Origin of the sequence: Bowmanella pacifica, assembly GCF_014645355.1 — a bacterium.
Taxonomy (GTDB): Bacteria; Pseudomonadota; Gammaproteobacteria; order Enterobacterales; family Alteromonadaceae; genus Bowmanella; species Bowmanella pacifica.
On the sequence record NZ_BMLS01000001.1, the window covers coordinates 734,265 to 751,665 of the forward strand.

The window sequence follows — 17,401 nt, forward strand, 5'->3', positions numbered from 1 at the left end:
GTGCGTCCGGCAAACAAACAGCCAGACTGAAAAAACAAAAACGGGCCGCCACTGAAAAATCAGTGGCGGCCCTGCCATTGGCTCAGCGTTAGAAATCCGCGCTAATGGACAAGCTGACGGTGCGCGGGGCGGACGGGAATACCGAGCCACTGTACACGCCGCTGATAAACTCCTGGTCAAACAGGTTGTTTACATTCAAACGGGCCGACAAGCCTTTCAGGCTGGGGGCGATATTGACCAGATCCATACCCACATACAGATCCGATACGGTATAGGATGGCGCCACTTCGGCATTGTCGTAGTTAATGTATCGGTCCCCCACATAACGCAGCGACATACCGGCACTGAGCACCTCGCCCATATAATCGGCGGCCAGTGCATACTGGGTTTTCGGCGCACCATGTACGCGGTTGCCGGCCACCACGCCCGCTTCTTCATCCAGCGCGGCAGAGCCTGTACCTACAAAAGTTGCATCGTTGTAGGTATAAGAGCCGGACAAACTGAAGCCATTGCCCACATTGTACGAGGCCATTATTTCCAAACCATTACTGTCTATACCACCCAGGTTGTAATACACCCCGTCTACTTGGCTGAGATAGTCGATGCCTGTTACGGCACCGTCTTCGATAAACACAATACGGTTTTCAAAGGCGATATCGTAGTAAGTGGCGGCAAACTGCAAATCACGCCCTTCGTAACGTAGACCGACTTCAATGTTTTCCGCGGTCTCAGGTTCAATGCGAGACAACTCTTCAGCGCTGGAGCCACCAACCCGATCTTTGCTGATGGCGGAGAAGTTTTCCGAATAGCCAGCAAACACTTCCAGGCCGTCAAACGGGGTAATGTAGTTCACACCAAAGGAAAACAGCGGATCCGAGCTGGACGAATGCGACACCGCTTCATCGGTGCCAAGAGGTTGGTGATAATCTGTGTCTACCTTGAACTTCTTCAAGCCCAAACGGGCGGTGAAGTTACCCATGTGGGCCACTTCTTCCAGGTAGTACATGGTTTCGTCAATTTCATATTCACTGATGTACTGCACCCAGTAAGGCTTTTTATCAAAGGCCGGACCAACCAGTACATTACTGATCTTGTGCCAGTCGCGGGTACTGGACGATTCACCATCTTCAAACCAAATGCCGCCACGCAGGCTGTGTTCTATACTGCCGGTGGTAAAGTGGTAAGCCAGATCAGCCGTCAGGCCGAGTCGGTCGTTGGTGTAATGGGTATGGCGATAAGACATAACCGGCAGCACATTGTCGGCATAACAAGCCGGATCATTATTTTTGTTAAAGCCGATAGTGGGCACACAGCTGTCATTGGGGACTGCGGCACTGCCATCCGGATTCACAAAATAGAAACGGTCAATCTGCGCACCGCCAAACTGCGTTTCCCCGCCCAAAAACTCAGACTGGGGCTCGCCTTCACCGTCGTCTTTAATATTCACCAGATAAGGTGGCACCCAGTCACCACGGCCTTTCATACGGTGCTTGTATACCGAGGTTTGAAAATCCCAGTCACCAAAGTCTTTTTCCACTTTGGCATAGGCAAAGGTGTTTTCACGCAGCGCACGCCAGCCATCACGATAGTATTCGTTCACCGCAGGAACATCCGTCCAGGTCATATGCAGTGAATCGTTGCGCGGATTATTGTTGTAGTCTTCCAGCGACATGGTCTCAAACTCATGTTCATTGGCGTCGTTATAAGAGATAAAACCGGTTAGCTTATAGCCGTCAATGTCAGAGATGATCTTGGCCATGCCGTAGTCACGGGTTACTTCGGCGGCGTTGTTTATCCAGTCTTTGACCGAAGAAGAAGACGCACTGATAAAGGCATGGGTGTTAGCAGCAATTTCACCGGTGTCGTAGCGGAAATAATATTTACGCGCATCCTGGTCACCAAAGGCCGTTACCAAGCGCATGGCCTGCTCATCAAGTGGATCGCGAGTGATAAAGTTCAGCGTGCCTCCCAAAGCTTCGTTAGAGCGAGAGCTGATATCGGCAGTGCCCTGCCCTACTTCTACGGTTTCCAGTTCCAATACATCAATATAGCGGTTAGCCTTACTGCCGCCGCCGTAACTGGAACCGCCATTGGGCAAACCGTCAATCGTCGTACCGATTTGGTTGGCACCGCCACCGGTATTAAAGCCGCGCATAAAAATAGCCGTCAACCAATCCGAGGCACCAAAGTAGTCCCCCTGAGTAACCAGCACGCCCGGCAACTCATTGAGTACATCATTGACCGAGGCTACCGCGGCCTGACGTTCAATCATGGTTTCTGATACATGGGATGTCGCAAAGGTCTGCTTTTGTCCTACCACAACAATTTCGTCAATACTGGCATTGTTAGCATTGTCTGCATTTTCTTCTGCCAAGGCAGCCTGGCTGATACCCAGCGCCAAGGCTGATAAAGCAAAGCCTTTCAGGTTAATGTGCATCTGTATTCCTTAAGTGATTGTGAATGTCCGGGGCAAAGTTTTAACAACCAAAGATGACAAAAACATGATGCTTTTATTGCTTCGCATTGTTTTGCGTTGTTTTTTGTTGGCTTTTATCGTGCTATAAAAGAGGTAACTTATCGCTGACTCGGGAGCCCCCATGACCACGGCAGAACGCTTAATCGAAGTAATGAACATTTTGCGACTGGAACAGTCCTGTTCGGTCAGTGAGCTGTCCAGTCGTTTGAATGTCACCATGGAAACCATACGCCGGGACATTCGTCATCTTGAGCGTGACGGCAATGTGGTTAAGCTGCATGGCAGCGTAAGACTGCCAGACGCCTTGCTTGAGCCCAGCTACAAGAAGCGCATCAACATGAATGCGGCACAGAAACAGGCCATTGGTGCACGGGCGGCCGACTTAGTGCAGGACCGCATGACGGTATTTATTGACTGCGGTTCCACCAGCTACTGGCTGGCCCGCACCTTAAATAATGTTCGTGGTTTGCAAGTGGTCACCAACTCGCTGGATATTACCAATGAGGTACTGGGGCGTCAGGACTGGCGCTGCGTATTTGTTGGCGGCCAGATGGATACCGATTACCGCGCGGCCTTGGATCAGGAAGCCGTAAATCAGGCCCGGCGTTTTATACCGGATTTGTTGTTTATGTCCATCAGCGCGGTGGATGCTGAGCGGGGCTTTTTGGATTTAAATCTGCAAGAAGCCGACTTTAAACGCGCTTTGCTCAGCAATGCACGAAAAAAGATCATTCTGGCCGATGCCACTAAATTCAGTAAGGCCGGGGCTATCCTCACCGCCCATTTCCAGGACATTGATATACTGGTCTGCGATCAGATGCCGCAAGGCGAGCTTGCCGACGCCTTAAGCCAAGCCGGGGTTGAGATCATGGTTGCATCAAAGCAATTGTAAATACCCGGTTACATGATGCGGGTTGCGCATAGCGCAGTGAGCTGTTTCAATTCTCTCCCAATAAGCCAAAATAACTGGCTGATCTCGCTAACTTTATTTCAAGGAACAGCGACTCGCTGACGCTGTTTTAGCGTCAGGCACCTGAAGGAAAAAAGATGAAAAAAACCACTCTGGCCCTGTTATTGGGCTCACTTTCTACCCTGGCCGCCGCCCCGGCACTGGCCGGTACCAAAATGCTGCAATCTCCCACTATCAGCAGCCAGCATATTGCCTTTGTGTACGCCGGTGATATTTACCGCGCCGATAAAAAAGGCCAAAGCGTCACCCGTCTGACCAGCCATGCAGCAGAAGAAAATCAGCCGCATTTTTCCCCGGATGGCAAATGGCTGGCTTATACCGGCGCCTATGACAACAATCAGGACGTGTATATTATTCCCACCCAGGGCGGTCAGCCGCAGCGCCTGACCTGGCATGCAGGCAGGGATGAAGTGGTTGGCTGGTCCAAAGACGGCAAGGCGGTGCTATTTACCTCTTACCGTGAAACGGCCAATGGCCGCACCGGCCAGCTTTATCAGGTGAGTGTCGAAGGCGGTCTGCCAGAGCAGATTATGCGCGCTACCGTGGCTGATGGCGATTTATCCGCCGATGGCCGCTATTTGGCTTATACGCCCCATAAACCCGCGCACCGAGACAGCAGCGGCTGGCGTAACCACCGTGGCGGCACCACCCCGCCGGTATGGATTTACGACCTTAAACGCAACAGCTACGAAGAAGTCCCTCACGGCAATTTCAGTGACACTAACCCCCTATGGGTCGGTGACAAGGTCTATTTCCTGTCTGATCGCAATAGGAGCCGCCAATTGTTTGCCTTTAACAAAGGCAAACTCAATCAGGTTACCGACAACACCCAGTGGGACATTACCAGCGCCGATGCCCACGGCGATGAGGTTATTTATGCACAGGGCGGTGAGCTCTATGTGCTGGACAGCAAAAAAGGCCGCAGCACTAAGCTGGATATCAGCCTGAATGTAGACTTGCCGCAGTGGCGCGCCGAGTGGAAAGACGCTATGCCGTCGATGACCAACGCGGTGCTTTCTGCCACCGGCAAGCGGGTACTGATCAGCGCCAGGGGTGAGATTTTCAGCGTACCGGTAGAAGACGGTGCCAGCAAAAACCTGACCACCAGCAGCGGTAAGAACGAGCGTGACGGTCTGTGGTCACCCAGCGGTGAAGAACTGGTGTATATCACAGATGAAAAAGGTCAGTACCAAATCGTGGTAGCCGACCAGTTTGGCCAGGAGAAGCGCCGTTTCGCCGCTACCGACAAGCCTGCCGATGTGTATCTTCGTCATATCAGCGGTGACGGCAAACATCTTATCTTCAGTGACTCCCGCCAAAAGCTGTGGTTAATGGCGCTGGACTCAGGCAAGAAAACCGAGGTGATGGAAGATATCGCCATGCTGGGTTTTGACAGTGCGGTGTCTCAAGACGGTCGCCTGCTCGCCTATACCAAACGCAACACCAACTATCTTGCCGACCTTTATCTGTACGAGATTGAAACAGGTAAACACCACAAAATCACAGACGGTATGAGCAACAGTGCGCTGCCCGCTTTCAGCCCAGATGGTAACTACCTGTACTTTGCATCTTCTACTAATAGCGGCCCAACGGCCTTCTTCCTGGATATGAGCACCCAGGAAAAACCGCAGCGTTTCGGCCTGTATGCCGTGGTTTTGGATAAGCAGGGTAAATCGCCACTGCTGCCCAAACTGGCCGATGAAGAGGCCAGAGCGAACGACAGCGATAAGGATAAAGACGCCAAGGATGATAAAGATAAAAAGGACGACAAGGATAAAGCCAGTAAAGCCGCTGACCTCGATGGCGTAGCGCAGCGTGTGGTGGCCCTGCCGGTAGATAAACGTTTCTACACTAAGCTGGCGGTAGGCAGTGACAACAACCTGTATTTTGTCGAACACAGCCAGGCCGGTGCCGCGGTACAAGCCAGCGGCAACCCTGAGCGTGACGCCGATCTTAAGCGTTTTAATCTGGAAAAACGCGAAGTGCAGGACGTAGAAAAGCAGATATTTGATATCAGCACCTCCGCTGACGGTAAAGTCCTGCTGCTGACCGGCAAAGGCAACAAGCTCAGCACCGCCAAAATCGGTGACAGCATCAAGGCCACGCCACTTAAAACCGACGGCGTACAGGCGCTTATCGACCCAAGACAGGAATGGGCGCAAATTTTTGCCGAAGCCTGGCGTAATGAGCGCGACTATTTCTACGATGCCAATATGCATGGCCTGAACTGGCAAAAGGTTTATGAGCAATTCCTGCCGCTACTTAAGGATGTAGGACGCCGTGAAGACCTAAACTGGCTGATCCGCGAGATGATCGCGCAAATGGAAGTTGGTCATAACGTGGTATATGGCGGCGACGGTCACAAAGAAAAACCGGTGAAAGTCGGCATGCTGGGGGCGGATTTCAAGATTGAAAAAGGCCAGTACAAGATTGCCCGTATCTTTACCGGCGAGCGCTGGAATCCTGAATTACATGCACCACTGGCAGTGCCCGGCATTGATATTCAGGAAGGTGACACCCTGCACGCCATTGACGGCCAGCCACTGTCTGGCAAAGACAATATCTATCAGTTGTTAACCGGCAAGGCCAAAACCCAGGTACGTCTGTTGGTTAGCCGCAATGGTAAAGAAAAAGACGCCAAAACTGTGGTAGTGGAAACTCTCGACGGTGACCGCAAACTGCGCCACTGGCACTGGGTTGAACAAAACCGCCAGTATGTGTCGGAGAAAACCAATGGCAAGGCCGGTTATGTGTATCTACCCAACACCGCCGGTGCTGGTTACACCAACTTTAACCGCATGTTCTACGCCCAGGCGGACAAACCTGCCATGGTGATTGATGAGCGCAGTAACAGTGGCGGTCAGGCCGCTAACTACATTACCGATGTGCTGTCACGTCAGTACCTGGCCGGATGGAAATACCGCTCAGGCAGTATGGTGCTAAGCACCCCGGCCACCGCCGTCTATGGCCCCAAAGTGATGCTGATTGACCAGGATGCGGGCTCCGGTGGTGACTTCCTGCCTTACAGTTTTAAACGTATGAAGCTGGGTAAAACCATAGGAAAAACTACCTGGGGTGGCCTGATTGGCGTCTCTGCTAACCGTAACTTTGTCGACGGCGGACGCTTAAATGTACCGCACTTCCGCTTCTTTACCCCCGAACATGAATGGCGGGTAGAAAACGAAGGGGTAGCACCGGATATTGATGTGGAACTGGATCCTGTGGCCGTTAACCGCGGCGAAGACCCGCAGTTGCAGCGCGCCATTGCCGAAGTGCTAAAAGATCTGGAAGGCTACAAACCAGTGCGCTTTAACCAGGCACCGGCCATGCCTAAGGAATTGGGTAAGTAAGAGTTGGTTGGCCGATGAGGGTGTTTGAATTATCGGCATAACTACTGAAAAAAGCTGCAACTTAGGTTGCAGCTTTTTTGTTGGTTTACGCGGTTTATATTTGAGTTCGCAAGGATTTAGTTACACGACTTCCTTGTCTTGTATGACACAACTTCCATAACGCACCAGCTCCATTTACAACAGGCATCCCGCCTGTTGCCTTTCAGACCAGTTAAAGCTGTCCAATCTGGTTCCAGACCGCCCCGCTAATGGAAATTAAATATGTTTCACCACAAAGGACGCGAAGTGCGCAAAGTACAATACCGGTTGTCCACTCTTCGTGTTCTTCTGAGCTTCGTGGTAGAGAAATAATTACTTGTGAATGCAGGGGATCGAAGCGGCTTGAGCCGCTTAAGGGGTGGCTTCTGGTTGATATTTGTAGGCTAACATCTGCTTTATGCCTTGAATTCAACTGGTGAATGCAATAATGGTCTTGTCACCGCCCAATTCTCTCAAACTGTTTCAACAACTACGACCCCTTGATCATTAGATGCTAACTTTCTTAAAAAGGAAATACGGTCTCCATTGGCCAATGGCTATATACTGAATGACACATATAAATATAAAAGAAGACATTGAAATCATGAGACTTAATTCAATAGGGTCTACCAAATATGGCTTAGTCATATGGTCATTAAAATAGATTACAGCATAGTCCAAGTCATTATTTAAATACGCTGTGGTCGTATGGGATATTATTGGATAAACAAAATAAGAAAGGACTAACAGGGTAAAAATATGATGTACGGCTATTAAAGCTTTAAAAAATCTATATTTCATATCAACCTTTTCAAAGTTTAAACTAAGATGTATACCCACCTAACGCCTTGCTCACCGGAAAATTGGGAGCGAAGCGAGTAATTTTTCCGAGTGCAGCAACTTGTTAGGAACCCACTGCGTTAAGCAATGACTTCTGCAATTGACCCAATATTTCAAATTCGCTTGGTTTGAAATTTCTCTTTAATGACCTCATAAGATCATCGCCATTTCTACAACCAGCTTTCGGGGCTAACTTATTCAAAAGTTCTTTTCCAGGAAGTAGCAGAAGCGCAGTAGTGATATCTCTGGTTTGAATAGCTGAGTCAACTCTTTCTATTTCTTCCTCAAGCAGGCGTTGCAGGGTTTCTACGCTACATACTTCTGTAGCTTTTTTTATCTCATCTTCGGCTGCACCTTTCAATTCTTCTATTAACTGTTCTGTACTGTCTGATTTGGCAAGGACCTTTTTAGTTAAGCTGACACCGAGTGTTATTTTTGACTTAAAAAATACTCGTTTAGCAGCAACGCTAAGCTTTGAGGCTTCAAGATTGGAAAAAATATGATCTTCCACATCCTCTGATGTCAACTCATTTTCTTGAGAACCTATACGATTTCCAACAGCAACGATTACTTCTGGTATACAAAGGAATGATTCGGCTTCATGAAAAGGCAGTGGTACAACGCCCTGATTCTCTAGGTTTTCGAGATATTCCCGCGATCGGAAATCGGAGTCTATTACGCCTACAAGTGATATCTTTGTCGATATTTTTGACCATAACCCTGACTTCCCAACTATATCAATTACGTCCGTGCATCCACCGCCGGGATAAATTTCTATTGAGCTATCTTCAGTTAACCACCGATAGAATATTGAATCGTAAGATTTGTCATGGCCTTCAGTCACGACAACCTTATTAGTAGAAAGTATTCCAGGAAGGCCACCCAAGAAAGCTGAAAGCTCAACTCTTTCAAGATCTTCAAAACTGTCAATGCGGGCTATTTTGTCTGCGTCATCACTCAAAACATATACAGTATTGACATTCTCTCTAAGTGAAAAGTTAATGCTGTGTGAAGCGTAGATAAATATTTTTTCAGGGTATTCATTCTCTATGAGAGTCCAAATTCTCTCCGCAAGCTCTGGGTGTAGATTCAACTCTGGTTCATCAACAATAATGATTTGGTGATCTTCATTTAGCCCTATAAAGTCAGCAAGAATTGAAAACACTTGCTTTTCCCCGTCTGAAAATTGAGATGGACTATATTGGACTCCATTTTTGGTAGCTATTAATTTCCTAGCTTCTGTATTAAATGTAAGTTCAATAAGTGGGAATATTTCATTGAACATCTCAAACATTTTGTCCAATGGTGGCTGACTACGAGTCGGACAGTCTCCTTTTGAGCCTGACTCAACCCATTCCTCAACAGCATCTGAATGTCTAGATTTTTCTTCCTGCCCTTGTTTATCCAATACGATTAACGCATCAAAAACCCTATCCGCTAATGATGACTTTCTCTTATTTTCGTGTTGAGACTTTGCTTGATCGAGGCGATCATATTGCTGGAAGTTTTGCCTATTCAACTGAAGTGTATCGTTGATCTTTATTGTTCGGCCACCTTCAACATAGACCAAGTTATTCTGGCCTTGATTGACGAAATGCTGCCGAATTTCATTTAAAAAAGTTGATTTTCCAACACCGTTTGCACCAAGGAAAACGTTTACAGCTGAAAACTCAAACTCAAATCCATCGTATTTTTGTGAAATGTACTTCATTGTATGTTTTCCATATGGTTCCTAACAGTTTAATAGACGGAACTATTCCGTGTTTAAACACGGATAAGTTCCGTACTTTTGCATGCTCATTTTGTAGCATGCTCTGTGGCCCTTGCCTAGCATGAGTTTGGAGGTTGCACCAAATTGGTGCCGGGAAAAAGCGGACTTGTTCCGTACCATTGCTGTTATACGGGTCCTTGCTTCAATCTGTGTAAATGAACAGTTATTTGTGGGGTGTTTTATGGCTGGAGCAAGGGGTCGTGCTTGTTGAAGTAGTTTGAGAGAATTGGGTGGTGACAAGACCGTTATTGGCAGAAGTAGACATTAACCGCGAAAAACATCAAACAGTTGTCCCCCCCTTAAGCGGCCCTAGCCGCTTTGACCCCCGCTTAAAATTCCCGGTCGGTTCAGGGCGCTGCTAAAAGGTGGGCAATTTGCTGGGAGCAAATTGAGTGAAAGACGCGTCTGGAACGTCGTTTTCACGACCGCCTTTTAGTAGTGTTCTGGACTGATGTTGTTGGGAATCCTGCGGGCGTATTTCTTTTGGTTACTTTGATTTGTACGAGCAAAGAAAAGTAACTGGCGCGCAAAGGACTGCGTGTCATAAAGAACAAGGACGTTAATAAACGCCAAAGCCGAGGGCACTATTGTGCTGCTCGGCTTACCTTCTTCGTTATCCATCTAATACGCTTTGGCGTTTACGCCAAACAGCAATCATTTAAGCGTGCGTGGCACCGCTTCGGATTGATACATAGATATCTGATGATGGTCAGGGTCGGCAATTTCTGCTGACCAGCCACCGGGGGCATGGCTCACCGGCGTGACTATAGTGACGCCTTTTTCTGATAGCGCGGCAACCACATCGTCGATACCGCCATCGGGCAGGTCAAACACAATAATGGGTGTGTTTCCTGGTCGTGATTCCTGTTTAAAGAACAGTAGTTCCACCTCATTGGCCGTTTGCGCTATTAACCAGTCACCGTCTTCACCTTCCATTCTTTGAATCGCCAGCCCCAGCGCATCGCGGTAGAAGGCTTCGGTCTTATCAATGTCGTTTACGTAATAACAGATAGCGCCAAGCTTACTTTGACCAAACATTGTCTTTTTCCTTTTTTTGGGTTGATATCATCCTAGGTTGCCGCCAAGGGCCGTTTTGTGAGCTGAGCATAAAAAGATGTCCGTCCGGGTCGTGACTGCCAAGCATGGCATGCTCCCTACAAGGCAACTTGAGTAATGCCTGACGTATGCGGCCAAACGCCAGCCCCTCTTTTAAACCTTTAAGTTCAAGTACATGACTGCCGTCGAACTGACGCCAGCGCCGTTTAATTTGCACTATGCGTTGGCGAAGGGCCGCATCTGACACACGCATAAGCCAGGTTATCTCAGCTTTAGTATGCCCGGTTAAGGCCAACAGCGCGGTCGTTTTAAGGCTTGGCGGTAATGTGCTGACAAAAGAGGTGGTTGATGCTTCGCTTTGTGTTTGGTCATCAGTTAAATAGGCAAATGAGGCTTCCCGCTTTCGCCGTCTTATGGCCGTGCGGGCATGAAAGGCAGACTGATTTCGAATAGCGCCAACTAACCAGCGGCGGTTATCAACACAGGCCATATCCGTTCGACCTGTTTCGATGGCGGCAAGCAGTGCGGTCTGAAGCAGATCCTCGGCTTCATCGGTATGCCATGCCAGCTTATGGGCATACCGCAGAAGCTCGATATAGTGTTTATCTTTTCTTATCACAAATGAACTCCCCCTATCCCAGGGTTCTGCCGCGCTATTTGGCAAACGCAGAGATAAACTGTCCTTGTTTGATTTAACTGCCTCTATGGCATTGATTTAGCCAGACGGCGCAAAAACGATCAATAGCATCTTAGAGAAATGCCCCTGCGCCATCACTCTTATTCTTGACCTAAGAGAAACTGCTTCAGCCTTCCTGAATGTAAAGGTGATGATCGCAAACCGGAACTGGCTTGCTCGATTTCAGTGAACCAGACATCTTGCGCTTTCAACTGCCAGGTTGAGTCAGCAAGCCCCTTCGTGAACTTCGCGTTCTTCGTGTTTAAGGAGCCTTAAAATACTAGCCTCACCAAGAAGATCATTAGAGTCAGAAAAAATTTATCCAATGCCACTGCGTGTACACACTTACCTAAATACAACCGACTCTGTCTTTCCCTTTCCTTGAGGGCGAAGCTAATAGCCGGGAGCAGGCTTACACAATTTCAGCTACAGAATGCGGGGTTCGCAGTTTTGTCATGCGCTAACAGTCTAAACTTCCCCCTCATAGCTCTTGCATAAGTTGAATATAGTTTCCGCATGTATCATCAAGTACAGCAATCATGACAGGTCCAGCTTGTCTTGGTGCAATGGAAAACTGCACGCCCAGATTACAGAGCCTTTGGTACTCTTTTCCGATGTCATCAACAGCGAAGGAAGTCCATGGAATCCCCGCCTCCTTTAAGCTTCGCTGATAAAGTTTTGCCGGTTCGAAAGCCATAGGCTCCAGCAAAAGCTCGACACCAGATTGTTCGCCTGGCGATACAACGGTCAACCATTTGTGCTCTCCCAAGGGGATATCTTTTTTCTTGATAAAGCCCAAAATCTTGGTGTAAAAATCTAGCGCTTTGCCTTGGTCTTCAACGGGAACACTGGTTACGTATATTTTGATCATATCTTTCAACCCTCTGTTACTCTGAGAACGCTTTAAGACTAATCAGAATTAGCGCGGGATACTTATTCTAGATTGCTATTGTGAAGATTCTGATACTCTTTTGGCGTATAACCAGTGCACTTTTTAAAGAGTGATGAAAAGGTTGATACACTTTCGTAGCCAACGTCTAAGCAAACCTGCGTGATAGATAGCCCTTGCCTTATCAGGCCCTTAGCCTTTGAGATACGTAAATCTCTTAAGTATATTCTGGGTGTTAAGCCATACATACGCTGAAATATTCGGACATAGTGAAACCGAGACATAAATGCCTCTCTGGCTAGCTCATTGAGTTCTACCCTGTCAGAGTAATATTTCTCCATAAATGCTTTTGATTGCCTTATTTGCACATATTGCCTTGCTGGTAAGGAATCCTCTGCATAAATACGTTCCAGCTTGCGTTCAAAATATGTTTTATTTTCTTTCGGCATAAAGCAACCTTGCCTGTAAGGAAGGAAATACTAATTTTGACATATAACCAATGAGATGCCCTCTTTTCCTTAAGGAAGGATGGTCGCGAAAGACCAGCCTGGCTGCCAAGCTAAACCTCTCGCCACTTTTGGAAAATGGCGACCACTAAGGACACAAGTGCAGCGCACCAGATAAGATAAATATATAGCTCCCATACACTGCTGAGCATTATCAACACTGCATATACAAGTGCTATCAGTGTGCAGATCAGTAAGACTGCACTGGAGGGAGTTATCAGGGCGTTGTATTTATTGAACCGAAACACGGACCAGAAATAGCTGACATTAAAAAACGGTAATAACAGCACTAGTGCGCCAAAAGAAAACTGCTCAATAGTAAAAGTTGGAGCAATGTGGCTGATGGTCAGCAGTGACCAAAGTCCAGACACTATCATAAATCCCAGACCAGCCAGCCATTCTCCTTTAACGGGAAGCACAAGGGATAAAACATAAAGCGTCAGTGATAAATAAAACAGCCTTCTACTGCCCATAAATTTCCCTATCGATTTACAGATACTCCCAACAGCACGCTACCAGACATTCATATGAAGTCAGAATTGACTTCTTTATCAACAAGGCCTATCTGAGCAAACATACTTGTCTAAAATCACTCAAATAAACAAACGCCCGATAACCATATCAGGCGTTTGCACTTTAGATTAACCTTAATCTATTTCAGGGCTGGTCATCCAGCAAAGAGAAGATACTCTCTACCGGCACCTCAAAAAAGCGCGCCATTTTCAGGGCTATCACCACGGAAGGGGTGAAACGTCCGGTTTCCACCGTACTGATGGTTTTACGTGATACACCTATGGCATCCGCCAGTTCCTGCTGAGAAACCTTTCGCTGAGTACGCAGTTTATGAATATGGTTATCCAGTTGTTCATTCATTCTCAGCCCTCAAGCCTTTGAGCACAGGCAGTGCATAGGCGATCAGCAAGACTGCCCCCAATGCCGCGCTGATACCTTGCCCGGATACCAGTTTGTCGCCTGAGGTAGCGCCAAAGGTTGCCCCCAAGGCTACCGAAATCGTCAAAAAGGCCGACTTACAGCCGCGCTGATGAAGGTGGTTGGCAAATTCATCCTGAAATTCGCCATACCAGAAGGCGGCTTTAACACTACCAAAGCAATCACGTATGGTGACTAGCATACAAACAAGAGCTGCCAGTATGGTGGCCGCATATAACCAGTTGGCGAACGCTACGTTAAACCACTTATCCAGACAGATAACGACCAGCACTGCAGCCATAATCAGGCTGCAGACGGCATTACGCTTAAGATACTGCTGCTCACGTTCATAGAGGGAAATGGCTTTACTTGTCATCTTCTGCTTCCTTTTCAATAACATTCAAATGATACCTCTAGGTATCTTTTGAAACCCAAGATAACCAAATGATACCCAAAGGTTACATAAAGGCAAGTTTTATTTTCGGTCGCGCAATAACTTGACTAAGCCGCTCACTATTTATACAAAACCTAACGGAGCAAATAAAAACACGAGGATCCTTATGAAACCCAGCCACTATTGGTCGGCCCTTTGCCTGAGCGCAGCCCTGCTGGCAGGCTGCCAGAGTGCCAAGGCGCCGGATACCCAGCAAAGCGCGGCAACAAGCCAGTCCGTGCAAATTCCCCAATACAGTGCCCAAAGCTTTTATGACACCGTGACCCTGTATGGCTCATCCATTAACCACAACAACAGCCAGGTGCTGGTCAGCAGCGACGCCAGCGGGGTATTCAATGCTTATAGTTACCCCCTGGATGGCAGTACACCGACCCAGTTAACCCACTCCACCACCAATGCTATCAGCGGGGTCAGCTGGTTCCCGGCGGATAACCGAGTGCTTTACACCTCAGATGAGGGCGGTAACGAGCTGCACCATTTATATGTGCTGGAAGAAGACGGTAGCAGCCGCGATATCACTCCTGGGGAGAAACTCAAAGCGCAGTTTATGGGCTGGCATCAGGACGATATTCATTTCTATGTGGCTACCAATGAGCGGGATGCCAAAGCCTTTGACCTGTACCGTTACGACAGCGAAGACTACAGCCGCACTTTGGTGTTTGAAAATACCCAAGGCTGGGAACTGGGGGATGTCAGTAAAAACGGTAACTGGCTGGCCCTGATGAAAGTGCACAGCAATGCCGATGACGATATCTACGTGGCCAATCTGCATCAGTCTGCGGCCCCGGCTATGCATATCACGCCCCACGAAGGCAAAGTCGCCCACAATGTGTTCAGCTTCACCCCTGACAGTGACGAGCTGATTTATGGCAGCAATGCACAAGGGGAGTTTACCCAGGCCTGGTCCTACGATCTGTTATCTGGTCAGCGCCAACTGCACCATGCCGACAACTGGGATGTGTCCTTTGTGTACTACTCGGATAACGGCCGTTATCAGGTAATTGGCGTTAACGCCGATGCTCAAACCCGCCTGACTATTCTGGACACTTACAGCGGCAAAGAGCTGCTGCTACCCACCCTGCCGGCCGGTGATTTACGTGGGGTCAATTTCAGTCGCGACGAGCAGCGCATGGTGTTTTACATTAACTCCGATACCTCCCCCTCTAACCTGTTTAGCTGGCAGTTGGGCAGCGCTAATGCCAAGCAGCTTAGCCAGTCACTAAACCCACACATTGACGCCCAGTATCTGATTAGCAGTGAGGTGGTGCGCTTCCCCAGTTTTGACGGCATCACTATTCCAGCTATCCAGTACCAACCTAAACAAGCCAGTGCCAGTCATAAAGTACCGGCTATTATCTTTATCCACGGTGGCCCCGGCGGACAGACCCGCAAGGGCTACAGCGCTATTATTCAGCATCTGGTTAATCATGGTTATGCAGTGTTGGGGGTGAATAACCGTGGTTCATCGGGCTATGGCAAAACCTTCTTCCATTTGGATGATAAGCGCCACGGTGAAGACGATCTGCAGGACATTGTTTACAGCAAGAAATACCTGCAAAGCCTGGATTGGGTAGACGGTGAGCGTATTGCCGTGATGGGCGGCAGCTACGGCGGTTACCTGACCATGGCCGCCATGGCCTTTACCGACGAGTTTAAGCTGGGTATCAATATTTTCGGTGTCACCAACTGGGTTCGCACCCTGGAGAGCATTCCGCCCTGGTGGGAAAGCTTCCGTCAGGCACTGTATGACGAGCTGGGCGACCCGGCCACCGACAAGGCGCGTCTGACCCGCATCTCACCGCTGTTCCATGCCGACAAAATCAAAAAGCCGGTGCTGGTAGTGCAAGGGGCTAACGATCCCAGGGTTTTGCAGGTTGAGAGTGATGAAATGGTGGAAGCCATTCGCGCTAACAATGTGCCGGTGGAATATGTACTGTTTGCTGATGAAGGCCATGGCTTTCGCAGCAAGGCTAACCGTATTACCGCCCAGGAGGCCTACCTGAAATTTCTGCAAACCTATCTATAGGTAGCAATTGCGATTAAGGCCCGCATCGTCGGGCCTTTTTTGTTTGTGTTATGCTCGTTAAACAGCGGAACAGCCAGACCAGAAAGGAGCGAGCATGGTTAGTCGAATGACATTCTGGGCTAATAAGTTATCCGAACGCTTATGGGTACGGCCGTTATTGATGTGCCTGGTATCTATTGTTGCCGCTTTTATGGCTCAGTGGTTGGGTAGCAGTGGCTTATCGTCTTACCTGCCTGACATCAGTCGCGACAGCCTGGAAACCCTGCTAAGCATTATGTCATCCAGCATGCTGGTGATTGCCACTTTCTGCGTCGGCTCAATGGTGGCCGCTTACGCCAGTGCTGGCACCAGTGCCACACCGCGCTCCTTTGCACTGGTAATTGCCGATGACGTTTCGCAAAACGCCCTGGCTACTTTTATTGCCGCCTTTATTTTCAGTGTGGTGGCCATAGTCGCGGTGAAAAACGACTTTTATGCCCAGGGCGGTCATTTTGTGCTGTTTTGTATGACCTTATTGGTACTGGCAGCGGTGATTATCACCTTTGTACGCTGGGTTGACCGTATCGCCCGCCTTGGCCGAATTAGCTCCACCATAGATAAAATTGAAACGGCCACCGCCAAGGCGCTGACCCATCGTAAACAGGCCCCGCTGATGGGCGGCATTGCCCTTGCCCCCTTGCCTGGGCCGGACATAGATGTGCACATTCTCAAACCTGGCTATGTGCAGCGTATCGAGCTGACCAAGTTGCAAAAGCTGGCCGAACAACAAGAGCTAGTCATCAGGCTTCTGGTGTTACCTGGTAGTTTTGTTTTCCCCGGCCAACCGGTAGTTAAGCTCAGTGGGCAACAACCCCTGGATGAGCAGGATATCAACACAGTGCAAAACGCCTTTATTCTCGGCAAAAACCGCACCTTTATTGAAGATCCTCGTTTTGGCCTGGTGGTACTGTCACAAGTCGCCTGCAAAGCGCTGTCTTCTGCGGTTAACGATGCCGGTACCGCCATTGACGTGCTGTCCAGTTTTGCCCGGCTATTTAGCCAGTGGAGCGAACCTATGGCGGTAGAGGAGCAGGAGGCCTGCCGGTTTGACCGGGTACAAGTGCCCGAGTTGGATATGATGGAGCTATTTGACGATGCCTTTAACGCCATAGGGCGTGACGGTGCCAGCAGTATCGAAGTGGTGTTAAAACTGCAGAAAACCCTCACCGCCCTGGCCAACTGCCCGGTACCTGGTATGCGTGAAGCCGCCAGAGCGCACGCTAGTAAGGCCCTGGCCCGTGCCGAGCAAAGCCTGTCGCTGGAAGCGGATAAACAGCAAGCCAGACTGGCCAGCTACACCGACTCACAGAAGCTGCGCAGATAATTGGACGAAAGCCCAATAATCTTAAGCGAATACCAACAAGCGGCTTGTTCCCCCCACAGGAATAGCATAATGTGAA

The 17,401-nt window shown here is 48.8% G+C and carries 14 protein-coding genes; 4 read left to right on the forward strand and 10 right to left on the reverse strand.

What is annotated here, in order from left to right:
- Positions 1-88: 88 nt before the first annotated feature.
- Positions 89-2,437, reverse strand: a complete 2,349-nt coding sequence (locus IEX02_RS02865; RefSeq protein WP_229702010.1) for a TonB-dependent receptor — start codon at positions 2,435-2,437, stop codon at positions 89-91.
- Between the two features lie 160 nt (positions 2,438-2,597).
- Here IEX02_RS02865 and IEX02_RS02870 point away from each other — a divergent pair, with 160 nt between their 5' ends.
- Together IEX02_RS02870 and IEX02_RS02875 are read left to right on the forward strand one after the other, a co-directional pair.
- Positions 2,598-3,368, forward strand: coding sequence for a DeoR/GlpR family DNA-binding transcription regulator (locus tag IEX02_RS02870; RefSeq protein ID WP_188689996.1), 771 nt, complete (start codon positions 2,598-2,600; stop codon positions 3,366-3,368).
- Between the two features lie 155 nt (positions 3,369-3,523).
- The gene (locus IEX02_RS02875) at positions 3,524-6,796 is read left to right on the forward strand and encodes a S41 family peptidase (protein ID WP_188689999.1); all 3,273 of its coding nucleotides are present in this window, start codon (positions 3,524-3,526) and stop codon (positions 6,794-6,796) included.
- A gap of 922 nt (positions 6,797-7,718) precedes the next feature.
- On the opposite strand, the gene IEX02_RS02880 is transcribed toward IEX02_RS02875, so the two are convergent.
- The 9 genes from IEX02_RS02880 to IEX02_RS02920 all read right to left on the reverse strand — a co-directional run bounded on the left by IEX02_RS02880 (position 7,719) and on the right by IEX02_RS02920 (position 13,858).
- Positions 7,719-9,365 (reverse strand): AAA family ATPase, encoded by a 1,647-nt coding sequence (locus tag IEX02_RS02880; protein WP_188690002.1) that lies wholly within the window; start codon positions 9,363-9,365, stop codon positions 7,719-7,721.
- A 492-nt stretch (positions 9,366-9,857) separates the two neighbouring features.
- Positions 9,858-10,046: a hypothetical protein gene (locus IEX02_RS02885; protein ID WP_188690004.1), complete on the reverse strand. Its 189-nt coding sequence runs from the start codon at positions 10,044-10,046 to the stop codon at positions 9,858-9,860.
- Positions 10,047-10,079: 33 nt separating this feature from the next.
- On the reverse strand, positions 10,080-10,463 hold the full coding sequence (locus tag IEX02_RS02890; protein WP_188690007.1) for a VOC family protein: 384 nt from the start codon (positions 10,461-10,463) through the stop codon (positions 10,080-10,082).
- On the reverse strand, positions 10,447-11,100 hold the full coding sequence (locus IEX02_RS02895) for an RNA polymerase sigma factor (protein WP_229702011.1): 654 nt from the start codon (positions 11,098-11,100) through the stop codon (positions 10,447-10,449). Before IEX02_RS02895 ends, IEX02_RS02890 begins: the two co-directional genes overlap by 17 nt.
- 538 nt (positions 11,101-11,638) lie before the next feature.
- Complete coding sequence (locus IEX02_RS02900) at positions 11,639-12,028, reverse strand: VOC family protein (protein WP_188691768.1); 390 nt, start codon at positions 12,026-12,028, stop codon at positions 11,639-11,641.
- Between the two features lie 62 nt (positions 12,029-12,090).
- Positions 12,091-12,495, reverse strand: a complete 405-nt coding sequence (locus IEX02_RS02905; protein WP_188690010.1) for a helix-turn-helix domain-containing protein — start codon at positions 12,493-12,495, stop codon at positions 12,091-12,093.
- A 110-nt stretch (positions 12,496-12,605) separates the two neighbouring features.
- On the reverse strand, positions 12,606-13,025 hold the full coding sequence (locus IEX02_RS02910) for a hypothetical protein (protein WP_188690013.1): 420 nt from the start codon (positions 13,023-13,025) through the stop codon (positions 12,606-12,608).
- A 184-nt stretch (positions 13,026-13,209) separates the two neighbouring features.
- A complete protein-coding gene (locus tag IEX02_RS02915) occupies positions 13,210-13,425 on the reverse strand; it encodes a helix-turn-helix transcriptional regulator (protein ID WP_188690016.1) in 216 nt (71 codons plus the stop codon).
- Positions 13,418-13,858: a hypothetical protein gene (locus tag IEX02_RS02920; RefSeq protein WP_188690019.1), complete on the reverse strand. Its 441-nt coding sequence runs from the start codon at positions 13,856-13,858 to the stop codon at positions 13,418-13,420. Before IEX02_RS02920 ends, IEX02_RS02915 begins: the two co-directional genes overlap by 8 nt.
- 184 nt (positions 13,859-14,042) lie before the next feature.
- On the opposite strand from IEX02_RS02920, the gene IEX02_RS02925 reads away from it, so the two are divergent.
- Together IEX02_RS02925 and IEX02_RS02930 are read left to right on the forward strand one after the other, a co-directional pair.
- The gene (locus IEX02_RS02925; RefSeq protein WP_188690021.1) at positions 14,043-15,962 is read left to right on the forward strand and encodes a S9 family peptidase; all 1,920 of its coding nucleotides are present in this window, start codon (positions 14,043-14,045) and stop codon (positions 15,960-15,962) included.
- Between the two features lie 94 nt (positions 15,963-16,056).
- The gene (locus IEX02_RS02930) at positions 16,057-17,325 is read left to right on the forward strand and encodes a DUF2254 domain-containing protein (RefSeq protein ID WP_188690024.1); all 1,269 of its coding nucleotides are present in this window, start codon (positions 16,057-16,059) and stop codon (positions 17,323-17,325) included.
- The last annotated feature ends 76 nt before the right edge of the window (positions 17,326-17,401 follow it).

Bases quoted from the DNA above. Each gene is read 5' to 3' on its own strand.
- IEX02_RS02865 (WP_229702010.1), bottom strand. From the start codon at position 2,437: ATGCACATTAACCTGAAAGGCTTTGCTTTATCAGCCTTGGCGCTGGGT.
- IEX02_RS02870 (WP_188689996.1), top strand. From the start codon at position 2,598: ATGACCACGGCAGAACGCTTAATCGAAGTAATGAACATTTTGCGACTG.
- IEX02_RS02875 (WP_188689999.1), top strand. From the start codon at position 3,524: ATGAAAAAAACCACTCTGGCCCTGTTATTGGGCTCACTTTCTACCCTG.
- IEX02_RS02880 (WP_188690002.1), bottom strand. From the start codon at position 9,365: ATGAAGTACATTTCACAAAAATACGATGGATTTGAGTTTGAGTTTTCA.
- IEX02_RS02885 (WP_188690004.1), bottom strand. From the start codon at position 10,046: ATGGATAACGAAGAAGGTAAGCCGAGCAGCACAATAGTGCCCTCGGCT.
- IEX02_RS02890 (WP_188690007.1), bottom strand. From the start codon at position 10,463: ATGTTTGGTCAAAGTAAGCTTGGCGCTATCTGTTATTACGTAAACGAC.
- IEX02_RS02900 (WP_188691768.1), bottom strand. From the start codon at position 12,028: ATGATCAAAATATACGTAACCAGTGTTCCCGTTGAAGACCAAGGCAAA.
- IEX02_RS02905 (WP_188690010.1), bottom strand. From the start codon at position 12,495: ATGCCGAAAGAAAATAAAACATATTTTGAACGCAAGCTGGAACGTATT.
- IEX02_RS02910 (WP_188690013.1), bottom strand. From the start codon at position 13,025: ATGGGCAGTAGAAGGCTGTTTTATTTATCACTGACGCTTTATGTTTTA.
- IEX02_RS02915 (WP_188690016.1), bottom strand. From the start codon at position 13,425: ATGAATGAACAACTGGATAACCATATTCATAAACTGCGTACTCAGCGA.
- IEX02_RS02920 (WP_188690019.1), bottom strand. From the start codon at position 13,858: ATGACAAGTAAAGCCATTTCCCTCTATGAACGTGAGCAGCAGTATCTT.
- IEX02_RS02925 (WP_188690021.1), top strand. From the start codon at position 14,043: ATGAAACCCAGCCACTATTGGTCGGCCCTTTGCCTGAGCGCAGCCCTG.
- IEX02_RS02930 (WP_188690024.1), top strand. From the start codon at position 16,057: ATGGTTAGTCGAATGACATTCTGGGCTAATAAGTTATCCGAACGCTTA.